This window comes from Frankia sp. Hr75.2 (assembly GCF_949319125.1).
Lineage (GTDB): Bacteria > Actinomycetota > Actinomycetes > Frankiales > Frankiaceae > Parafrankia > Parafrankia soli.
This window is the reverse complement of the sequence record NZ_CASGGV010000029.1, coordinates 1-15,449: the sequence shown is the minus strand read 5'-3', so window position 1 is coordinate 15,449 and position 15,449 is coordinate 1. Positions and strand designations below refer to the sequence as shown.

The following is a 15,449-nucleotide window of genomic DNA, read 5'->3' as shown; positions in this document are numbered from 1 at the left end:
CTAGCTCCCGATGGCCGCTGGACATTCCAACCCGGCAGTACCGCCGCGTACAGCACCCGGGTACTCGTGCGGCGGCCAGCCGCTACCACGGCGTTCAGCGGCACCGTCGTCGTCGAGTGGTTGAACGTCAGCGGCGGGAGCGACTCGGACGTCGTGTGGTCAAGCACCCACGAAGAGATCGTCCGACGGGGCGACGCGTGGGTCGGCGTCTCGGCGCAACGCATCGGTGTCATGGGCGGACCCGTGCTCACCCCGACCGGTCGCGGCAACACCTCAACCGGATTGGTTGGCGCCGACCCCGCGCGATACGGCTCGCTCAACCAGCCCGGCGACGGATACTCCTTCGACATCTTCACCCAAGCCGCGCGCGCGGTCCGTGCCAGCGGCGTGGCGATGGGCGACCTGAAGCCGCGGCGCGTGCTCGCTGCCGGCCAATCCCAGTCGGCGTACGCGCTCGTCACCTACCTCAACGGAGTGCAGCCCCTCACCCGCGAGTTCGACGGCTTCCTCGTCCACAGCCGTGGCATCGGCGGCCTTCCGCTCGCCGCACCAGGCCAGCCCGCCAACATCGCCGACGACACCGCGACCTCACCGACGATCATCCGGACCGACACCGAAGTACCAGTACTCGACATCCAGACCGAGGGCGACCTCGGCGCTCCGCTGAACTCCCTCGGCGCGCGCCAGCCCGACAGCGACCGGTTCCGCCTCTGGGAGGTCGCCGGGGCCGCGCACGCGGACATGCACACGGTCGGCCCTTTCGCCGACGCGCTCGGCTGCTCGGCAAAGATCAATAATGCTCCCATGCACGTCGTCGTGAAGGCGGCACTGGACGCTCTCGAGGATTGGGTGAGTGCTGGGACACTGCCTGCCGCCGCACCACGGATCGAGGTCACACAGGACAGCCCGCCGCAGATCACGCGCGACGCCGACGGCATCGCACTGGGCGGCGTACGCACCCCGCCCGTGGACGTGCCGGTCGACGTCCTGTCGGGCACCCCCGGCCCGAACCCTTCGGTGATATGCAGTCTGTTCGGCTCGACGACACCCTTGCCCGCCGAGCGTCTCGCGGCCCTTTACCCGTCGCGTGACACCTACCTGCAGAAATACACCACGGCGGTCGACAGCACGATCAAAGCCGGATTCACCCTGGCGGCAGACCGTGACGCGCTGCTCGCCTACGCACAACCGTCACGCGTTCAATAAGCGTGTTCGGGAGTGTCCGATCGCCGGCTCTGGCTCACTTTCGGTGGTGACGGGGTGTTGGTCGAGCAGGATGCAGTGGCGGAGCAGGGTGAATCCTGCTCGGCCGTGCATCTGACGCATGATCCGTGGCGCCGGAGCCGTCCCGGCAGACGATCTGGACGCCGGGGTGGGCGCGCAGCCATGCCTCCAACGCGTCAGCGCCGCGGTCGGGCAGGACGTCGACGCGCGCCGGGTCTGCGCGTCGATCATGATCGTGGCGTAGCGGCGCCGGCGGCGTAGCGCGAAGTCGTACGCGTTGGAGCGCTACCAGCGGCGCACGGCGAGGCTGGCCGCTCAGATCGGCGCGGTCGTCCGCGAGTTAGCCGGCCGGGCCGGTGTTCGGGTCCTGTCCGCGCTGGCGATCCGGCTGTCCCGGTACAGCGCGCTGCGCTGCCTGCTGCGTCTGCCGCTCCCGCCGTTCGAGGCGCCGAGGGTGCTCGGCGTCGCCCTGGGGGCTGTATCCCAGGCGGTCAGGAGCCGTGGCCGGTCTAATTATTGTGGCGGCATGGGATTGCTGGGGGATCTGATCAAGACCGTGTCCGACCTGGTGACGAGCGGCCGCCGCAGGAGTGAGGCACCCTCGCGGGAGGCAGGACGGGAAGGTCGGCGGCGGTCGGAATCAACACCGACGGCCCGTTCTTCTTCGTCCTCGGTGGCAGCCGCGCGCAGTCATCCGGCCCGGGAGCGGGCGCGGTCGTCCCGCGCGAATGCAGAGGTCTCGCCGGGCGAGTCCGGGCCGGACGCCACCATGGAGGTCGATCCGCGTCGCATCGGGCCGGTGCGGATGAGCTACTCGCCGCAACCGGACGGGGCCCCGGATCCCGGCGAGATCGTCTGGACGTGGGTGCCGTTCCAGGAGAACGACGGACGGGGCAAGGACCGGCCGGTACTCGTGGTGGCCGTCGAATCCGCGGGCACCTACCTGGCCGTGCAGCTAACCAGCAAGGACCACGGCGGCGAGGGCGACTTTGTGCCCGTCGGCGCAGGCGGGTGGGACAGCGAGCACCGACCGTCCTGGGTCAACCTGGACCGGGTGATCCGGGTGCACGAGGGCGGGATGCGCCGAGAGTCGACGGCCCTGCCGCGCGAGCCGTTCGAGCGGGTCACGGACCGGCTGCATCAGCGCTACGGCTGGCACTAGCCTCGAATCGCAAACGGCTACCTCGACCCGGATACGTCCCGGCTGCTCCCGACCTGGGATGAGGCGGTGGACGCGATCGGCGGCGACGACGAACCGGCCCACGTCGTCCGCTTCGGGCCCCAACTCCGCGCGGACGGTGTCACGGCGAACTCGACGAACACCGGTCGGATGATTGGCTACCTGACCAAGTACCTGGTGAAGAGCCTCGACGCCTGCCACGGGGCCTGGTGATCGTGCGGCCGAAGAGTCGTGCCGGTCGGCGGACGATCGTGATTCCGCTGAACCTGGCGGTGAGCCTGCGGGCCCACCGTGCCGCGCAGCGCGCCGAGTGCGGTGCGGCCGGCGGGGAGTGGGTCAACGAACAGGATCTCGTGTTCGTCCAGCCGAACGGGCGTCCGCTCGATCCCCGTGCGGACCACCGGGCCTGGCAGGATCTGCTGTCCCAGGCCGGTGTGCGGGCGGCCCGGCTGCACGACGCGCGGCACACGATGGCGAGCCTGCTGCTGGCGCAGGGGGTTCATCCGCGGGTGGTCATGGAGATCATGGGGCACTCGCGGATCAGCCTGACCCTGGGCACCTACAGCCATGTGGCTCCGGAGCTGTCGACCGACGCGGCCGACCGGATGGGCGCGGCCCTGTGGGGCACCGGGGCGCCGGCCACCGACAGCGACGATGACCGGAAGAAGGACGTAGAAGGGGATTGATGCGTTGCGCGCCCGTGGCTGCCAGCATGGCTGCCACAGTGAAAACAGCGGCCCCGTCCAAATGGATGAAACCGCTGGTAGCTACGGGTGCGCCGCCAGGGACTTGAACCCCGAACCCGCGGATTATAATTTCCCACCTGTCGTCGTCTGTCACTGTTCATCGACACCATCTCTGAGCTGCGGAATCGACGGGCGGGGCGGACAACGAAAACTCGACTCCTGCCATTGTTAATCAGCCAAAGTGCGGGATAAGTGCGGGACGATCAAGGTAAGGTCCTGACTGTCTCCGACGGCTGATTACTGGGAGCGGTGGGGCGTGGCGCGTCCGGCGATGAACCTCGGCACCGGCGGGAAGATCTTCTACAGCACGACCGCGAGAGGCGTTCGCGCCCGGTGCTACTACCGGGACCATGACGGCGTGCGCCGTGAGGTCGAACGCGGTGGGCGATCCAAGGCAGCCGCGTCCATGGCGTTGCGGCTTGCTCTGCGCGACCGTGTTCGCGTCGCGATCGGCGACGGTGAGATCACCGGCGACACCACATTGCGGGTCCTCGGTGAGGCGTGGTTCGGCGCGTTGACCAAGCGAGACGTCTCGCCGAACACGGTCACCGCGTATCGGGGCACCCTGGATCGGCACGTGTACCCGGCGTTGGGCGAGGTGAAGATCCGTCAGCTCACGGTCGGTCTGGTCGACCGGTTCCTGGCAGCCGTGGCGGAGAAGAGCGGTCCCGGAACAGCGAAGATGGCCCGTGTGGTCCTCTCGGGCATGTGCGCGATGGCTGCCCGGGTGGACGCGCTCGACCGGAACCTGGTGAGGGACGCGGGGTCGATCGTGCGGAACACGCCGAAGGAGGCGCCACGGTCGTTGACGCTCGTGCAACTCCGGCAGTTACGCGCGTTGCTCACCTATGACGAGCGGGCACGACGCCGGGACATCCCGGATCTTGTGGACGCGCTGATGGTGTCGGGCGCGCGGATCGGCGAGATCTGCGGACTGACCTGGGACGCGGTCGACCTGGACACGGGCACCGTCGAGATCCGGTCGACCGTGGTCCGGATCAAGGGCCAAGGGCTGATCAACAAGCCGCGGCCGAAGACCAAGGCCGGACACCGCGTGCTCCAGTTGCCGGCTTGGGCCGTGGCCATGCTGCGCGCCCGGCAGACCGGACGGGCACCGTCGGACGTGGTGTTCCCTGCGCCGATGGGCGGTCTGCGCGACCCGAGCAACACCCAGGCAGACATCCGTGACGCGGTCACGGACGCAGGCTTCCCGGGGCTGACGTCGCACCTGTTCGGGCGCAAGTCCGTGGCGACGCTGCTGGACGAGGACGGGCACTCGCCACGCCAGATCGCCGATGTCCTCGGGCATGCCAACCCGTCGATGACCCTGAGCACTTACCTCGGCCGCAAGGTGTCGAACCCGGGCGCGGCGGACACCCTCTCCGCGCTGGCGTTCTGACCGTAGGCTGACACCGGATACACACGTCGCCAATGACATCGATACAATGTGAAGCTCTAGATAATAGGGTGCAAAAAGCTGCATGGGGATCGAATGGATAATAGAGATAGTCAAGGGTTCGCTGGAGTCGAAGAGAGTTCCACCGAACCTTCTGTAGTCGACGCCGACGAACATGACACGGCACTCCCCGAAGTTGAAGCGCTGAGCTACTACGGCACAGATTTTGACATTCATGGCCTTGTTCGACGCCTAAATCAGTCCGACATAGTTATTCCGAACTTCGATCCGTCGCCAACGGACAATCTTGACCTTGAAGGATTTCAGCGAAAGTTTGTATGGAAAAAGACGCAGATGGACCGGTTTGTTGAGTCGCTACTTCTCAGCTTTCCAGTTCCTGGTATCTTTCTTGTTCAGCAGACCGACAGAAAACTCCTAGTCCTCGATGGTCAACAGAGACTTCGAACCCTGCAGCAATTCTACTCGGGCGAACTATATTCGGGTGTTGAATTTCGTCTCGAGAACGTAGCAAAAGAGCTCCAGGGATTGTTGTACGCGGATCTTGACGACGACCTCAGAAGGCTTCTCGATAATACATTTATTCATGCGACGATCGTAAAATTTAATGCGACCGAGAAAGGTGCAGAAAGCGTATACTCGCTGTTTGAACGCCTAAACACCGGGGGGACGAATCTATACCCCCAGGAGATCCGCGTCGCACTCTACAGCGGTCCGTTCGTTGAGTTTCTCCGAGAGCTTAACTCGAACGCCGACTGGCGAGCAATATATGGGCCCGTAAATGAGCGACTGAAAGATCAAGAGATAATTCTGAGGTTCTTGGCATTTTATCTCGATGAAGAACACTACAAAAGACCACTGAAGGGATTTTTGAACGACTTCTTGTTTCGTCACCGGGAGATGGGAGATTTCGACCGGGAGCACCTGAAGGACGTCTTCTCTTCGACCTGCGCTGCCATCAATACCGCGTTCGGGCGCCGTGCCTTTAGGGCGGAGAACCAGATCAACGCGGCACTAGCAGACGCCATACTAATAGGAGTTTCAAGTAGACTCAAGAGTGGACCCATCTCGGATACGCCCGGGATGGAGGCGGCTCGCTCTAGCCTGCTGGGAAATTCGGATTTCAGAAACTCCATCGCTCGCGCGACTGCGGACGAAGATCGCGTATCAAAAAGGCTCAGTATGGGTCGCGCCGCCTTCGAGTCAATAAAGTGACTAAGCGAAAGGCGCAACATTCTACGGGTGCGCGGCCGAAAGTTCAGAGGATCAAAGAATCGCTGGATGAACTGTATCTACGCGCCGACCCCAGAAATATCTCCGACCCTGAACTAGCGGGCGACCTCAGTAGATATCTCTGCGTACGGGTCTCCGGATTTCTTGAACAAGCAGTCGTGCTCATATTGAGGGAATACTGTAGCAGAAACTCCTGGGGATCAGTCCAAGCCTTTGCTCATTCGTGGCTCGACAAAGCTCCCAACATGAATTCACAAGCGCTAGTGAAGCTCGTCCGTCGCTTCGATCCATCCTGGGCCGATGATCTTATTGATTTCTTGGCCGACGATGAACGATACTCTAGCCTCAATGCCCTGGTAGGGATTCGCAACGATATCGCACACGGGCGGGATCAATCTCTTTCGCGAGAGAATGTGTGGAATTACTTGCGAGTGACCGAAGAGATAATCGAATGGCTGTTAGTTCGACTCGAGCCCGGAACCCCATTGGAGCAACACGGTTGATCGAAAGTACCGCTTTGCGAGAAGCTTGAAAAGCGTGTTCTTATGTCTGCCTTTCGCGCCATTGTGTGGGCGTCTGATTTAGGAATCTGTCGAGGGCTGCGCCACAATCATTGACGCTGTACAGACCTGGCAGCTATGCGCTGCCGACTTACGACGACCGGACGCGTCGCCGGGATATCCCGGATCTGGTGGACGCGCAGATGGTGTCAGGCGCGCAGATCGGCGAGATCTGCGGACTGCTCTGGAACGCGGTCGACCTGGACGCGGTCACCATCGAGATCCGATTGACCATGGTCTCGATCAAAGGTCCAGATCTGATCAATAAGTCATGACCGCGGTCCGACGCTGGGTTCCGCGCGCTCCAATTGCCGGCCTGGGCTGTGGACATGCTGCGCGCCCGACAGGCCCGACAGGCATCAATGGGCACGCCAACCCGTCGATGACCCTGAGTACCTACCTCGGCCGGAAGGTGTCGAACCCGGGCGCGGCGGAGACTCTCTCCGCGCTGGCGTTCTGACCTGTTCTCCGGGTCGTCTCAGCCGGCCTGTTCGGCCGGCCGGTCGGCAGCGGGTTCGCTGCTCTCGTCGGGCGTGGTGATGCCGACGGCGACCGCGGTGGGCAACGCGTCCAGGAGAGCGTTCGCCAACGCCTCAAGATCCTGGTTCCGGAGGATCTCCGGGTCGACGATCGTCTCGCTGATCGTTCCGTCGGTGTGCTCGATGCGCACGACTGCGTACATCCGCCTGGGCCTTCCGGGTTGAGCGTGACGCTCCGGGGGGCTAGCAACGTTGCTAGTAGCAGCGATGCTAGCCCTAACGTTCGACGGTGTGGCAGGGATCGTGAATCTTCGGGAGATCGCCGAGTGGCTCGGCGTCTCGCGGGCGCGCGCCGATCAGTTGTCGCGCCGACCGTCGTTCCCCACCCCGCTCACGGAGTCACGCCCGATGAGGATCTGGGACCGCGACGAGGTGGCAACCTGGATCGCGCAGCATCGCCCCGACGCGGCCGGTGGGTCCGAGAACGGCTGAGCGGACGATAGGCGGCGCGCTCATGACAATCAGCCGAACCGCTTGCAAGGATGCTTGCTCTAGCTAACGCTCACGATCAAACGTAACGCTTGCAGACCGCTTGCAATAGATAGCATCCGCCTACCCGACAGCATGCTTGCCAATCTGCTTGCTTTAGCTAGCAAGGGCGGGCGGCGGAGCGCTAGCTAATTGCTTGCGATTGTTAGCGCTCTGACCGTGCTCCGCTTCTCTCGGTACCACGGGCGGTCTGGACGTCAGCGGAGACTCCAAGGCATGCGACTGCATTACCGTCACTTCACGTGACCACTGTCTGCTCCCTAGATAGCAGGCGGCGGAGGGCGCCGAAGACTCCGATTCCGGCGGTTTCCAACCCTCGGCCGCCTCGGTTGCTAGTTGCTAGTCCGCAGCTCAGGGCGACATTCGGCCACTAGGGCTGTTGCTAGGACTAGCGGATGGGGCGCTAGTCCTAGCAACAGCCGCCGACGGTCAACACCGCCTCGAAGGCAACTTTCCGTGACTTCGGACGGGGTGTTCGGCTGCCTGGAGGCGTCAGTGAAGAGCATTCATCAGCCATGGTGACGCAAATCACAATTTCGAGATCAATTGATCGCCCGATCCAAGGGCGAAAAGCAACGAACAGCCGCGATGAAGCGCGAAAAATACGCTCACGGCTGTTCGCAAAGTGCGGGATAAATGCGGGATGATCTCGGATAGACCAAGACCATCGATCTTGCGAAACATGCCCTGACCAGGGCTTACGGGTGCGCCGCCAGGGACTTGAACCCCGAACCCGCGGATTAAGAGTCCGCTGCTCTGCCAATTGAGCTAGCGGCGCGTGCCTCCGCGTTCCCGCGGCGACGTGGACAACCTTACCAGCTCCACGGAGGTACTGACGCGGGGGGTCGTGGTCCGGTTCATGTCGATCTGTCCGGTGCTGCCTGGCTCAGGTCGTTGGAGGCCAGGGAGACCGGCAGGACCTGGAGCGGGCAGGGCATCCGAGATGCCCGTGACGTCCATCGCCGTCCGGGATCCGAGATGCCGGGGTCGGCGCCTGCGCCGGCGCCGGCGGTTGCGTGCCGGCACAGGCCCGACCCCCGTAGGAGGGCGCCCTGCCTGCTACATGCCGTTCGCCGGCTGGCGGTAGGTCTTGCCGTCGATGGTGGTCGTCAGTGTGCCCGTCGCGCCGAAGATGTTGGTGAGTACGTCGATGGTGAGGTGGAAGCCGTCGGGGCTGGTCTTCTTGGTCGCCTTCGTGGTACCGGTCTGGGTGAGGTCGGAGAACCAGTCGACCTTGCTCGTGGTGAGGGCCGGGATGGTCGCGGTCACCTTCTCCGTGCCGTTGAGGGTGGTGGTGTCGTCGTCGGAGTAGTCGGTGTAGGCGACCGAGACCGTGTCGATTGCGGTCTTGTCGGGCGTTTCGGTGATTTCGATCTTCGCGGTGCCGTGGTTCGCGCCGCGCAGCGTGTAGGTGCCGGCCGGGGGGTGCGGGCGGGTCGGGATCGGGCTGCCCGGCTCGTAGGCGACGCCCCAGGGGACCTCGTCGGAGATGGGTGCGACCTTGGGCGCGGGGCTCGGCTTCCGGTTGGTGAGGTGCGCGATCATCAGGCGAGAGGTGCGGCCGCCGGGCTCCGTGGACGTCTCACAGGGCAGCGGGTTGGTTCCGCCGCAGGCCGGTGAGACGGCGAGCGCCTGCCAGTAGGCGATGGCGGTGCCGTCGGGCGACCACTTGGGGTCGGCCATGCCGTTCCAGTTCGGGTCGTTGACGCTGCCGGGGCTGCCGTCGCCCTCGGCGTTGATCTGCTGACCCGCGTAGTCGCCTCGGTCGCCGTAGCGGTCGATGAGGATCGGCTGGAAGAAGCGCCGCGGCCCGTTGTTGCGGGTCGACGAGGTGGCGCTGGTGGTGATCAGGTCGGTGATCGGCGGGATGCCGCGCATGCCGGCGAGGAACATCTGCCGGTCGGAGCCGCGGGTGTCCATGGCGACGGTCCAGCCGCCGTCGGGGGAGAGGTCGACCGAGTCGACGTACTCCGGATGGCCGGTCAGCCGGCGGACCTTCCCGGTGGCCAGATCGGCGGCGAAGACGTCGATGTTCGACGACTCCTCCGGGTAGCCGATGTAGGTGACCTCCTTGCCGTCCTTGCTGAAGCCGCGCAGTTCGCCGACGGAGAGCGCGTCACGGTTGTAGACGAGTTCGTCGGGGTGGTCCGGGTCGACGGTGACCGGCTGGGTGTCAGCCGGGTCGAACAGTCGCGTGACGTTGGTGAGGTCGTAGCGGGGCGTCAGCGGCGTGCCGGTGGTAGGGGTCGCGTTGAACGCGAGGCGGCCGAGGTAGGCGAACTGACCGAACCTGCCGTTGGCGATGGTGAAGCTGTTGAAGCCGAGGTGGACGTCGTCCGGGTGAATCCGCAGCTCCCGGATGCTGCCGCCATTTCCTGAACCGTCGGCGGTGTTGTTCCAGTGAATCGGCTAGATGTGGATCTGCTCTGGCGTGCACGCCTCGTCGGTGATCGGGTGTGAGCCGCAGTCGATGATGTTCGTGCCGGCCAGGATCCGCTTTCCGTCCGTGAACGGCTGAGGATAGTCGAGGGTGGGGGAGCGGCCGGCCGCGTTCGTCTCCGGCACTCCGCAGGTGACGCATTTCCAGGCGTCGCCGTTGGGGAACTTCCCGCCGTCGGCCCGTACCAGGATCAGCTGGGAGCCGCTGTGGACGCTCGCCGGGTCGGGGGCGGCGGGCGCGCCCACGAAGGTGACCCGCGCGACGACGCTCCGGCCGTCCGGGAGGAAGCCTCCCGACTGCAGTCCGACCGACTGGCCGACACATCCGGTCCGGTGCGGGTTGATCGCCTCGGTGCACGAACCCGCGTCGGTGCTGCCGGCGACCGGTGGCAGTGGGAGTTCCTCGATGGAGATCGGCTCCGGCTTCGGTGCCGGCGGTGTGGCTCCGGCCGCTGCCGTGGACGTCGCTCCTGGGCCCGGTGGTGTCGTCGATCCTGAATCCGAGCACGACGCCACCACGAGCGTGAGAGCAACGACCAGGAACGAGAATAACGGCCGGACGCCGCGGCGTTTGATTGACGAACTCGATCGCCGCGATGTTCTCGATGTGTGCGGGCGCCGCATTCTCTTTGGTCCCCTCGGCATCGATTAATCCTTTCGAATGGTTGCGTGGGGGACGCCGAGGTGTGCGTTTGTGTGGAGCCGCTGGAACGCGGGAGCCCGAATGTCGACGCACCGTTCGGCGTCCCGACCTCCTGAATCGGCAAACTGGGCGGCATCTTTCGAGATGCCGTGTCACGAGCCTGTCGATCGGACGGTTTGGCGTCGATCGTCTACCTGCAGGGCGGGGGCCTACTGCGATCGCAGTAGGCCCCCGCCGCGGCCGGTCGGTCGGCCGGCGGCCCGTTTCCCGTCCGCCGCTCCGTAGCGGTTGCTTTGCGGCGGATGTCGTCCACCATGGACGGATCCATCTACGCGTCCGTCGACGGGAGCGGGGCCGATGATCGTCACCTGGTGGCGGGATGTGCCGGACCGTCCGTGCAGCCCTGCTGTTGTGCCGCCGCCATCCGCTCGTCACGGCGACGTTGACTGCCTCCGGCGCGGTGGCCCTCGCCGCGTTGGGCTACCTGCTCAGCCCACTGCTGCTGGGACCGTTGATCGTGGCCGTCTACTGGCTGGCGCTCGACATGGCCTGGGTGGTCGCCGGGGCCTTCGCGGCGGTGACGGCCGCGGCGCTTGTCGGTGCGGCGCTGACCGCCGGCCCGCCGTCGCGCCCGCTGGTGCTCGAGACGATCGGGCCCGTCATGTGGGTGCTGGCCCCGGTTGTCGTCGGGAGCTGGGCTCGGCTGTGGCGGACCTGCGTGCGGCTGCTGGCGGAACGGGCCGCGAACGCCGAGCGCACACGTGAACTGGAGGCGGCCATCCGGACGGTCGCCCGCGGAGACGCCCTGCTGTCCGCCGGGGCCACGCGGGCACTCATCACCCGCTTCCTGGCCACCGTCGAGCCGGCTTCCCATCTGGTGCCGCCCGGGCGCCTCGCCCGCCTCACCCCCCGCGAACGGGAGATCATGACGCTCGCTGCCGAGGGTCGGAGCAACGAGGAGATCGCTCAGGTCCTCGCCATCCGCCCGTTGACAGTCCGGACCCACGTCCATCACGCCATGGCCAAGCTCGGTGCCCGCGACCGCGCCCAACTGGTGGTCATCGCCTACCAGAGCGGCCTGCTCCGACCGGCCCGATCCTCCTCGGACCGGACGCCGGTCATACCGCCGCCAGCGCCGTCCGCCGCACCGTAGGCCGCGCCCCGGACAGCCCCGGACAGGTGTGGGGCTTACTCACACAGGTCAGGGGCGGGCGGCCTCGGCCAGGGCGCGCCCGTAGCGTTCCGCGCCGGGGGACCGGACCGGGCACGCCGTCATCGCGGGTTGGACGACCGGGCAGAAGTGGACGCCGTCCGGGCTGCGGACGGCCACCTTGCCATCAGGGTCGCAGGGCTCGCCGGGCAGGCACGGGAGCCTCGGGACGAACCGTCCCTGGTCGGTGAGGACCTCCCCGGCCGGCACCACCCGGACGTGGGAGTTCCCGGCGGCGACCTCGCGCCAGACCCGGTCGAGCTCGGTGAGGCCGTCCGGCCCGACGGGCTGGTCGTTGCGCGGCGGGGCGTCCACGAAGACGACGTCGATGCCCCGGCGGGTCAGGATGTCGACGGCCTTGGTGGCGTCCTCCCGGTAGGCGGTGATCAGATCCCGGCCGTGCATGCACTCCGAGGCGGTGTTGCCGGAGAAGGACAGGACCGCCACCGTGGGATCCCAGCGCCGGGCCTGGTTGCGCATGTCGGTGAACCAGTCGCACAGCGCCGTGCCGCCCCAGGTCCGCGTGGTCGTCCTGGTGACCCCGTCCTTCCCGGCGGCCGCGGTGAAGGAGTCGCGCGCCTCCCAGGCGAGCGAGTCACCCCAGAGCACGATCCTTGGATCGTGCCGTTCGTGCCGCCCGGCTGTCAGCGCGATCGTGGCCAGGACGACGGCGCCCGCGAACATCCAGCCGATGACGCCCAGACGTGGCGTGGTCAGCGCAGCTCCTCCCGACGGGCGCGGGCATGGGACGGCACGGGCGCCGAGGGCCCGGGAGCCGTCCGATCCGGCTGTGGCCTCGTTCTCACGGTTCCGGATGTGTCCCGGGGACATCGTGCTGCACCGTCGCGGGACGGCTGGGCACCGGGTGCGGCCCGCGCCGGATGTCCCACCGGGACCCGCGGGTCATGAGCGGCCGTTGTCGGAGTCGGCGCCCGCGCGGGCTTGCTGGTGTTACGCCCGCCCGGCCGCGCGGCCCTTCCTCCCGCGCGGCGCGCCCGCCCGCCACTTCCGGGAGCGGGGGATCACCAGGCGTTGTCGCGGCGCATCCGGCGGGGACGGCCGTCCGGGTCGTAGATGGCATGGTAGAGCGGCGCGGACCAGCCGCGGGTGAGCCGGCCGAGGCGTTGCGGCCGGTGCGGCCGGATCCGGCCCGGCGGGCGCGGCCCGGCCTGGCCGCCGCGGTGCCAGGCGTCGAGCTCGTCGGCGCGCCGCCGGAACGCCTTGAACCCGGCTTCGGGGTCGATGAGCTCCTCGTCGTCGCCGTCCCAGTCGAGGTGCTCGCGCCGGAGCCCGAGGCGCAGGTCGCGGGCGAAGACGCGGGCACCGTCGCCGAGGCCGCCGGGGTCGCGTGGCTCGCGCGGGTCGAGGGTGGTGTCGATGGTGGCGACGGCGAGCTCCGAATCGTGGCTCCAGGAGCGCCGGTTGAGGTTGTCCGAGCCGATCGAGGCCCAGACGTCGTCGATCGTCACGGCCTTCGAGTGGACGTAGACGGGCGTCCCGGTGTGGTTCTCGACGTCGTAGACGCCGACGCGGTCGCCGCCGGCCGCGCGGCAGATCTCCAGGGCCTTCTCGCGCCCGACGAGGTTGGGCGGCAGCGAGAAGCGCCCGCCCTGGGTCGGGAAACGCGGGACGACGATCACCAGGTGGAGCTCGGGCTCGCGGCGCAGCGCGTCCGCGAACAGCCGGGCGACCTCGGTGGACCACATGTACTGGTCCTCCAGGTAGATCAGCCGCCGGGCGCGGCGCAGCACCTTGCGGTAGGCGCGCGCGATGGACCGTTCGCCCTTGCGCGCGAACGGGTAGTGCGGGCGCCGGCGCGGGTAGGTGCGCAGGATCTGGACGGCGTGCGGGCCGACCGGGGCCGGGTCGGGTGCCTGCGGCGGGAGCCCGTCCGGATTGGTCTCGACCGGGCGTATCCGATAGAAGATCTGCCGGATCGGGTTGGGGTTGTCCAGCGCGGACGGGTCGTCCCAGCGCTCCCGGAAGGTCACCTCGAGATCACCCACGGCCGGCCCGCGTACCTCGGCCTGGATGTCGTGCCAGGGCGGGGCGGCACCGTAGGCGTCGGCGATCGGCTGGCTCTGCGGGTCGCCAGCGTGCGCGGCGTCGTCGCGGCGACTGTAGCAGAGGTCGATGCCGCCGGCGAAGGCCACCGCGTCCTCCGACGCTGCGGCGCGGCGGGCGATGACCAGCTTCTGGTGGTGCGAGCCGTTGCGGTGCACCCGGTGGTCGAGCACCACCTGGGCGCCGGCGGTGTTCAGCTCCTCGGCCAGCCGGCGGTTCGGGCGCGAGCTGAACGACATCAGCTCCAGGCGCGAGCGCCACATCAGCCCGCGCACGACGGCGCCCCGGGCGGCGGCGCGGCCCAGCACCCGGCCGACCTCGGAGCCGGCGCCGTCCAGCCGCTGGTCGAGGTCGCCGCGCCAGTCGGTGAACAGGAGAAGGTCGTTCTCGCCGAGGGTCTCGACGATCTCGAGCAGGCGGGAGAAGTAGGCCCGCCCGTGCACCAGCGGGCGGACGAGGTTGCCGGTGGTCCACGCCAGACCGTCCGGATGGCGGGCGTCCAGGGCCGTGTCCGGGTTGCCGCGCTCCTCGGCGGTGAGGAACCACTCCCCGAGCGTCGGGTCCTCGAGCATCGTGCCGGTCCTCCTTCTTCTGGCGGTGCCGGACCGGGTACGGCGGCCCCGGCGGCCTGTTCGGCCGCGGGTGCCTGAGGTCGCCCGGCCAGGGACCGCGCCAGCGCGACGCGTGCCGGGGCCCTGCTGCGGACGGGACGAGCCCGCGGCCCGCGAGCCGGCCGGCGTTTGCACGACGAATCGTGAAGCGCCGGAAGCCCGCCAGAAGGTCATGGATCGTCCCGGTGGCTCCCTTCCCTTCACGGGACGTCCGAACCAACCGGCCGGGACACGGTGACGGCCGGACCACGGCGACGGGCGGTGCGCGTGCCACCGGGGGGCGGCGCGGGGTGTGGCACAGTGTCCGTCATGGTGCGGTCCGGCACGGGGCGGTGGGAGACGGGGCGGTGGGCCGCGGGTGGCGCGGTCATGGCACTCGGCGCACTGGCCTACGGCCTGCCGTCACTGGCCACGTTCCGTCGGCTGCGCACCCGGGTGACCCCAGGGCTCGCCGGGGTGGGCCGGCCCGACCACGTCGCGCTCACGTTCGACGACGGTCCCGACCCGGCCTCGACGCCGCGCTTCCTCGAGGTACTCGACGCGCTCGAGATCCGTTCGACGTTCTTCGTACTCGGCGGGATGCTCGAGCGCGCCCCCGGCCTCGCCCGGGAGATGACCGAGGCCGGGCACGAGCTGGCCGTCCACGGGTGGGATCACCGGCCCATGCTGCTGCGCGGGCCGGCGTCCACCTACGACCAGCTCGCGCGCACCCGTGACCTGATCGCCGAGACCACCGGCCGGGCGCCGGCCTACGTTCGCCCGCCGCACGGGGTGCTCTCGGCCGGGGTGCTCGCCGCCGCGCGCCGCCTCGACCTCACCCCCGTCCTGTGGACGGCGTGGGGCCGCGACTGGACGGCGACGGCGACCCCGGCCAACGTGCTGGCGACACTCGCCCCCGATCTGCGCGGCGGCGCGACGGTGCTGCTGCACGACAGCGACTGCACGTCCGCGCCGGGAGCCTGGCACAGCGCGCTGGGCGCCCTGCCCGAGCTGGCGGCGCGCTGCGACGACGCGGGTCTGCGCCTCGGGCCGCTCGCCGAGCACGGCCTGCGCCCCGTCTCGAGGTAACGGCCCGGCCCGAGCCGGCTCGGGCCGGG

Annotated in this window: 17 protein-coding genes, 1 tRNA gene and 3 pseudogenes; 14 read left to right on the top strand and 7 right to left on the bottom strand. The window is 67.8% G+C overall.

From position 1 onward, the window contains the following. The coding region (locus AC559T_RS03300) for an alpha/beta hydrolase domain-containing protein (protein WP_498867694.1) at positions 1–1,206 on the top strand (1,206 nt) is incomplete at its 5' end. A 133-nt stretch (positions 1,207–1,339) separates the two neighbouring features. Here AC559T_RS03300 and AC559T_RS03295 read toward each other — a convergent pair. After that, positions 1,340–1,494: pseudogene (locus AC559T_RS03295) on the bottom strand (ISL3 family transposase); the annotation flags it as partial. A 7-nt stretch (positions 1,495–1,501) separates the two neighbouring features. Between AC559T_RS03295 and AC559T_RS03290 the strand changes: the two are divergent. The 8 genes and pseudogenes from AC559T_RS03290 to AC559T_RS03255 form a co-directional block, all read left to right on the top strand. Beyond that, a pseudogene (locus AC559T_RS03290) lies at positions 1,502–1,690 on the top strand (ISL3 family transposase); the annotation flags it as partial. Positions 1,691–1,750: 60 nt separating this feature from the next. Beyond that, positions 1,751–2,386, top strand: coding sequence for a type II toxin-antitoxin system PemK/MazF family toxin (locus AC559T_RS03285; protein ID WP_200835252.1), 636 nt, complete (start codon positions 1,751–1,753; stop codon positions 2,384–2,386). Positions 2,387–2,401: 15 nt separating this feature from the next. Then, positions 2,402–2,605, top strand: a pseudogene (locus tag AC559T_RS03280) (replication initiator); the annotation flags it as partial. An 8-nt stretch (positions 2,606–2,613) separates the two neighbouring features. Continuing rightward, positions 2,614–3,090 (top strand): tyrosine-type recombinase/integrase, encoded by a 477-nt coding sequence (locus AC559T_RS03275; RefSeq protein ID WP_498867693.1) that lies wholly within the window; start codon positions 2,614–2,616, stop codon positions 3,088–3,090. 316 nt (positions 3,091–3,406) lie between these two features. Next, positions 3,407–4,549, top strand: coding sequence for a tyrosine-type recombinase/integrase (locus AC559T_RS03270; protein ID WP_498867692.1), 1,143 nt, complete (start codon positions 3,407–3,409; stop codon positions 4,547–4,549). Between the two features lie 93 nt (positions 4,550–4,642). Next, entirely contained in the window at positions 4,643–5,779 is a 1,137-nt protein-coding gene (locus AC559T_RS03265) for a GmrSD restriction endonuclease domain-containing protein (protein ID WP_498867691.1), read from the top strand. After that, positions 5,776–6,300 (top strand): HEPN domain-containing protein, encoded by a 525-nt coding sequence (locus tag AC559T_RS03260; protein WP_498867690.1) that lies wholly within the window; start codon positions 5,776–5,778, stop codon positions 6,298–6,300. The genes AC559T_RS03265 and AC559T_RS03260 overlap by 4 nt, the downstream gene beginning before the upstream one ends. 110 nt (positions 6,301–6,410) lie before the next feature. Then, positions 6,411–6,632 carry a hypothetical protein gene (locus tag AC559T_RS03255; RefSeq protein WP_498867689.1) on the top strand — a complete coding sequence of 74 codons (222 nt, stop codon included), beginning with the start codon at positions 6,411–6,413 and terminating at the stop codon, positions 6,630–6,632. Between the two features lie 203 nt (positions 6,633–6,835). Here the strand turns inward: AC559T_RS03255 and AC559T_RS03250 are convergent, their stop codons facing one another. Next, positions 6,836–7,039, bottom strand: a complete 204-nt coding sequence (locus tag AC559T_RS03250) for a hypothetical protein (protein ID WP_498867688.1) — start codon at positions 7,037–7,039, stop codon at positions 6,836–6,838. A gap of 88 nt (positions 7,040–7,127) precedes the next feature. Between AC559T_RS03250 and AC559T_RS03245 the strand changes: the two genes are divergently transcribed. Then, positions 7,128–7,328: a helix-turn-helix transcriptional regulator gene (locus AC559T_RS03245; protein WP_498867687.1), complete on the top strand. Its 201-nt coding sequence runs from the start codon at positions 7,128–7,130 to the stop codon at positions 7,326–7,328. A 762-nt stretch (positions 7,329–8,090) separates the two neighbouring features. On the opposite strand, the gene AC559T_RS03240 is transcribed toward AC559T_RS03245, so the two are convergent. Further along, positions 8,091–8,163, bottom strand: a tRNA-Lys gene (locus AC559T_RS03240). Positions 8,164–8,444: 281 nt separating this feature from the next. Continuing rightward, entirely contained in the window at positions 8,445–9,305 is an 861-nt protein-coding gene (locus AC559T_RS03235) for a hypothetical protein (protein ID WP_498867686.1), read from the bottom strand. 54 nt (positions 9,306–9,359) lie between these two features. Between AC559T_RS03235 and AC559T_RS03230 the strand changes: the two genes are divergently transcribed. Then, positions 9,360–9,764 (top strand): hypothetical protein, encoded by a 405-nt coding sequence (locus AC559T_RS03230; RefSeq protein WP_498867685.1) that lies wholly within the window; start codon positions 9,360–9,362, stop codon positions 9,762–9,764. Between the two features lie 30 nt (positions 9,765–9,794). On the opposite strand, the gene AC559T_RS03225 is transcribed toward AC559T_RS03230, so the two are convergent. Continuing rightward, on the bottom strand, positions 9,795–10,070 hold the full coding sequence (locus AC559T_RS03225) for a hypothetical protein (RefSeq protein WP_243657806.1): 276 nt from the start codon (positions 10,068–10,070) through the stop codon (positions 9,795–9,797). 160 nt (positions 10,071–10,230) lie between these two features. On the opposite strand from AC559T_RS03225, the gene AC559T_RS03220 reads away from it, so the two are divergent. Next, entirely contained in the window at positions 10,231–10,476 is a 246-nt protein-coding gene (locus AC559T_RS03220) for a hypothetical protein (RefSeq protein WP_498867684.1), read from the top strand. 370 nt (positions 10,477–10,846) lie between these two features. Continuing rightward, positions 10,847–11,620, top strand: a complete 774-nt coding sequence (locus AC559T_RS03215) for a helix-turn-helix transcriptional regulator (RefSeq protein WP_498867683.1) — start codon at positions 10,847–10,849, stop codon at positions 11,618–11,620. Between the two features lie 48 nt (positions 11,621–11,668). On the opposite strand, the gene AC559T_RS03210 is transcribed toward AC559T_RS03215, so the two are convergent. Together AC559T_RS03210 and AC559T_RS03205 are read right to left on the bottom strand one after the other, a co-directional pair. Beyond that, positions 11,669–12,508: a DUF459 domain-containing protein gene (locus AC559T_RS03210; RefSeq protein WP_498867682.1), complete on the bottom strand. Its 840-nt coding sequence runs from the start codon at positions 12,506–12,508 to the stop codon at positions 11,669–11,671. Between the two features lie 191 nt (positions 12,509–12,699). Further along, the gene (locus tag AC559T_RS03205) at positions 12,700–14,313 is read right to left on the bottom strand and encodes a phospholipase D-like domain-containing protein (RefSeq protein ID WP_498867681.1); all 1,614 of its coding nucleotides are present in this window, start codon (positions 14,311–14,313) and stop codon (positions 12,700–12,702) included. Positions 14,314–14,661: 348 nt separating this feature from the next. Here AC559T_RS03205 and AC559T_RS03200 point away from each other — a divergent pair, with 348 nt between their 5' ends. Continuing rightward, complete coding sequence (locus tag AC559T_RS03200) at positions 14,662–15,420, top strand: polysaccharide deacetylase family protein (protein ID WP_112107764.1); 759 nt, start codon at positions 14,662–14,664, stop codon at positions 15,418–15,420. The last annotated feature ends 29 nt before the right edge of the window (positions 15,421–15,449 follow it).

What these genes read in the sequence shown, in the direction of transcription:
- AC559T_RS03230 (WP_498867685.1), top strand. Translation starts at nt 9,360, where the DNA reads ATGGCCGGTCAGCCGGCGGACCTTCCCGGTGGCCAGATCGGCGGCGAA.
- AC559T_RS03210 (WP_498867682.1), bottom strand. Translation starts at nt 12,508, where the DNA reads ATGTCCCCGGGACACATCCGGAACCGTGAGAACGAGGCCACAGCCGGA.
- AC559T_RS03235 (WP_498867686.1), bottom strand. Translation starts at nt 9,305, where the DNA reads ATGGACACCCGCGGCTCCGACCGGCAGATGTTCCTCGCCGGCATGCGC.
- AC559T_RS03215 (WP_498867683.1), top strand. Translation starts at nt 10,847, where the DNA reads ATGTGCCGGACCGTCCGTGCAGCCCTGCTGTTGTGCCGCCGCCATCCG.
- AC559T_RS03285 (WP_200835252.1), top strand. Translation starts at nt 1,751, where the DNA reads ATGGGATTGCTGGGGGATCTGATCAAGACCGTGTCCGACCTGGTGACG.
- AC559T_RS03250 (WP_498867688.1), bottom strand. Translation starts at nt 7,039, where the DNA reads ATGTACGCAGTCGTGCGCATCGAGCACACCGACGGAACGATCAGCGAG.
- AC559T_RS03220 (WP_498867684.1), top strand. Translation starts at nt 10,231, where the DNA reads ATGGAGATCGGCTCCGGCTTCGGTGCCGGCGGTGTGGCTCCGGCCGCT.
- AC559T_RS03265 (WP_498867691.1), top strand. Translation starts at nt 4,643, where the DNA reads ATGGATAATAGAGATAGTCAAGGGTTCGCTGGAGTCGAAGAGAGTTCC.
- AC559T_RS03205 (WP_498867681.1), bottom strand. Translation starts at nt 14,313, where the DNA reads ATGCTCGAGGACCCGACGCTCGGGGAGTGGTTCCTCACCGCCGAGGAG.
- AC559T_RS03200 (WP_112107764.1), top strand. Translation starts at nt 14,662, where the DNA reads ATGGTGCGGTCCGGCACGGGGCGGTGGGAGACGGGGCGGTGGGCCGCG.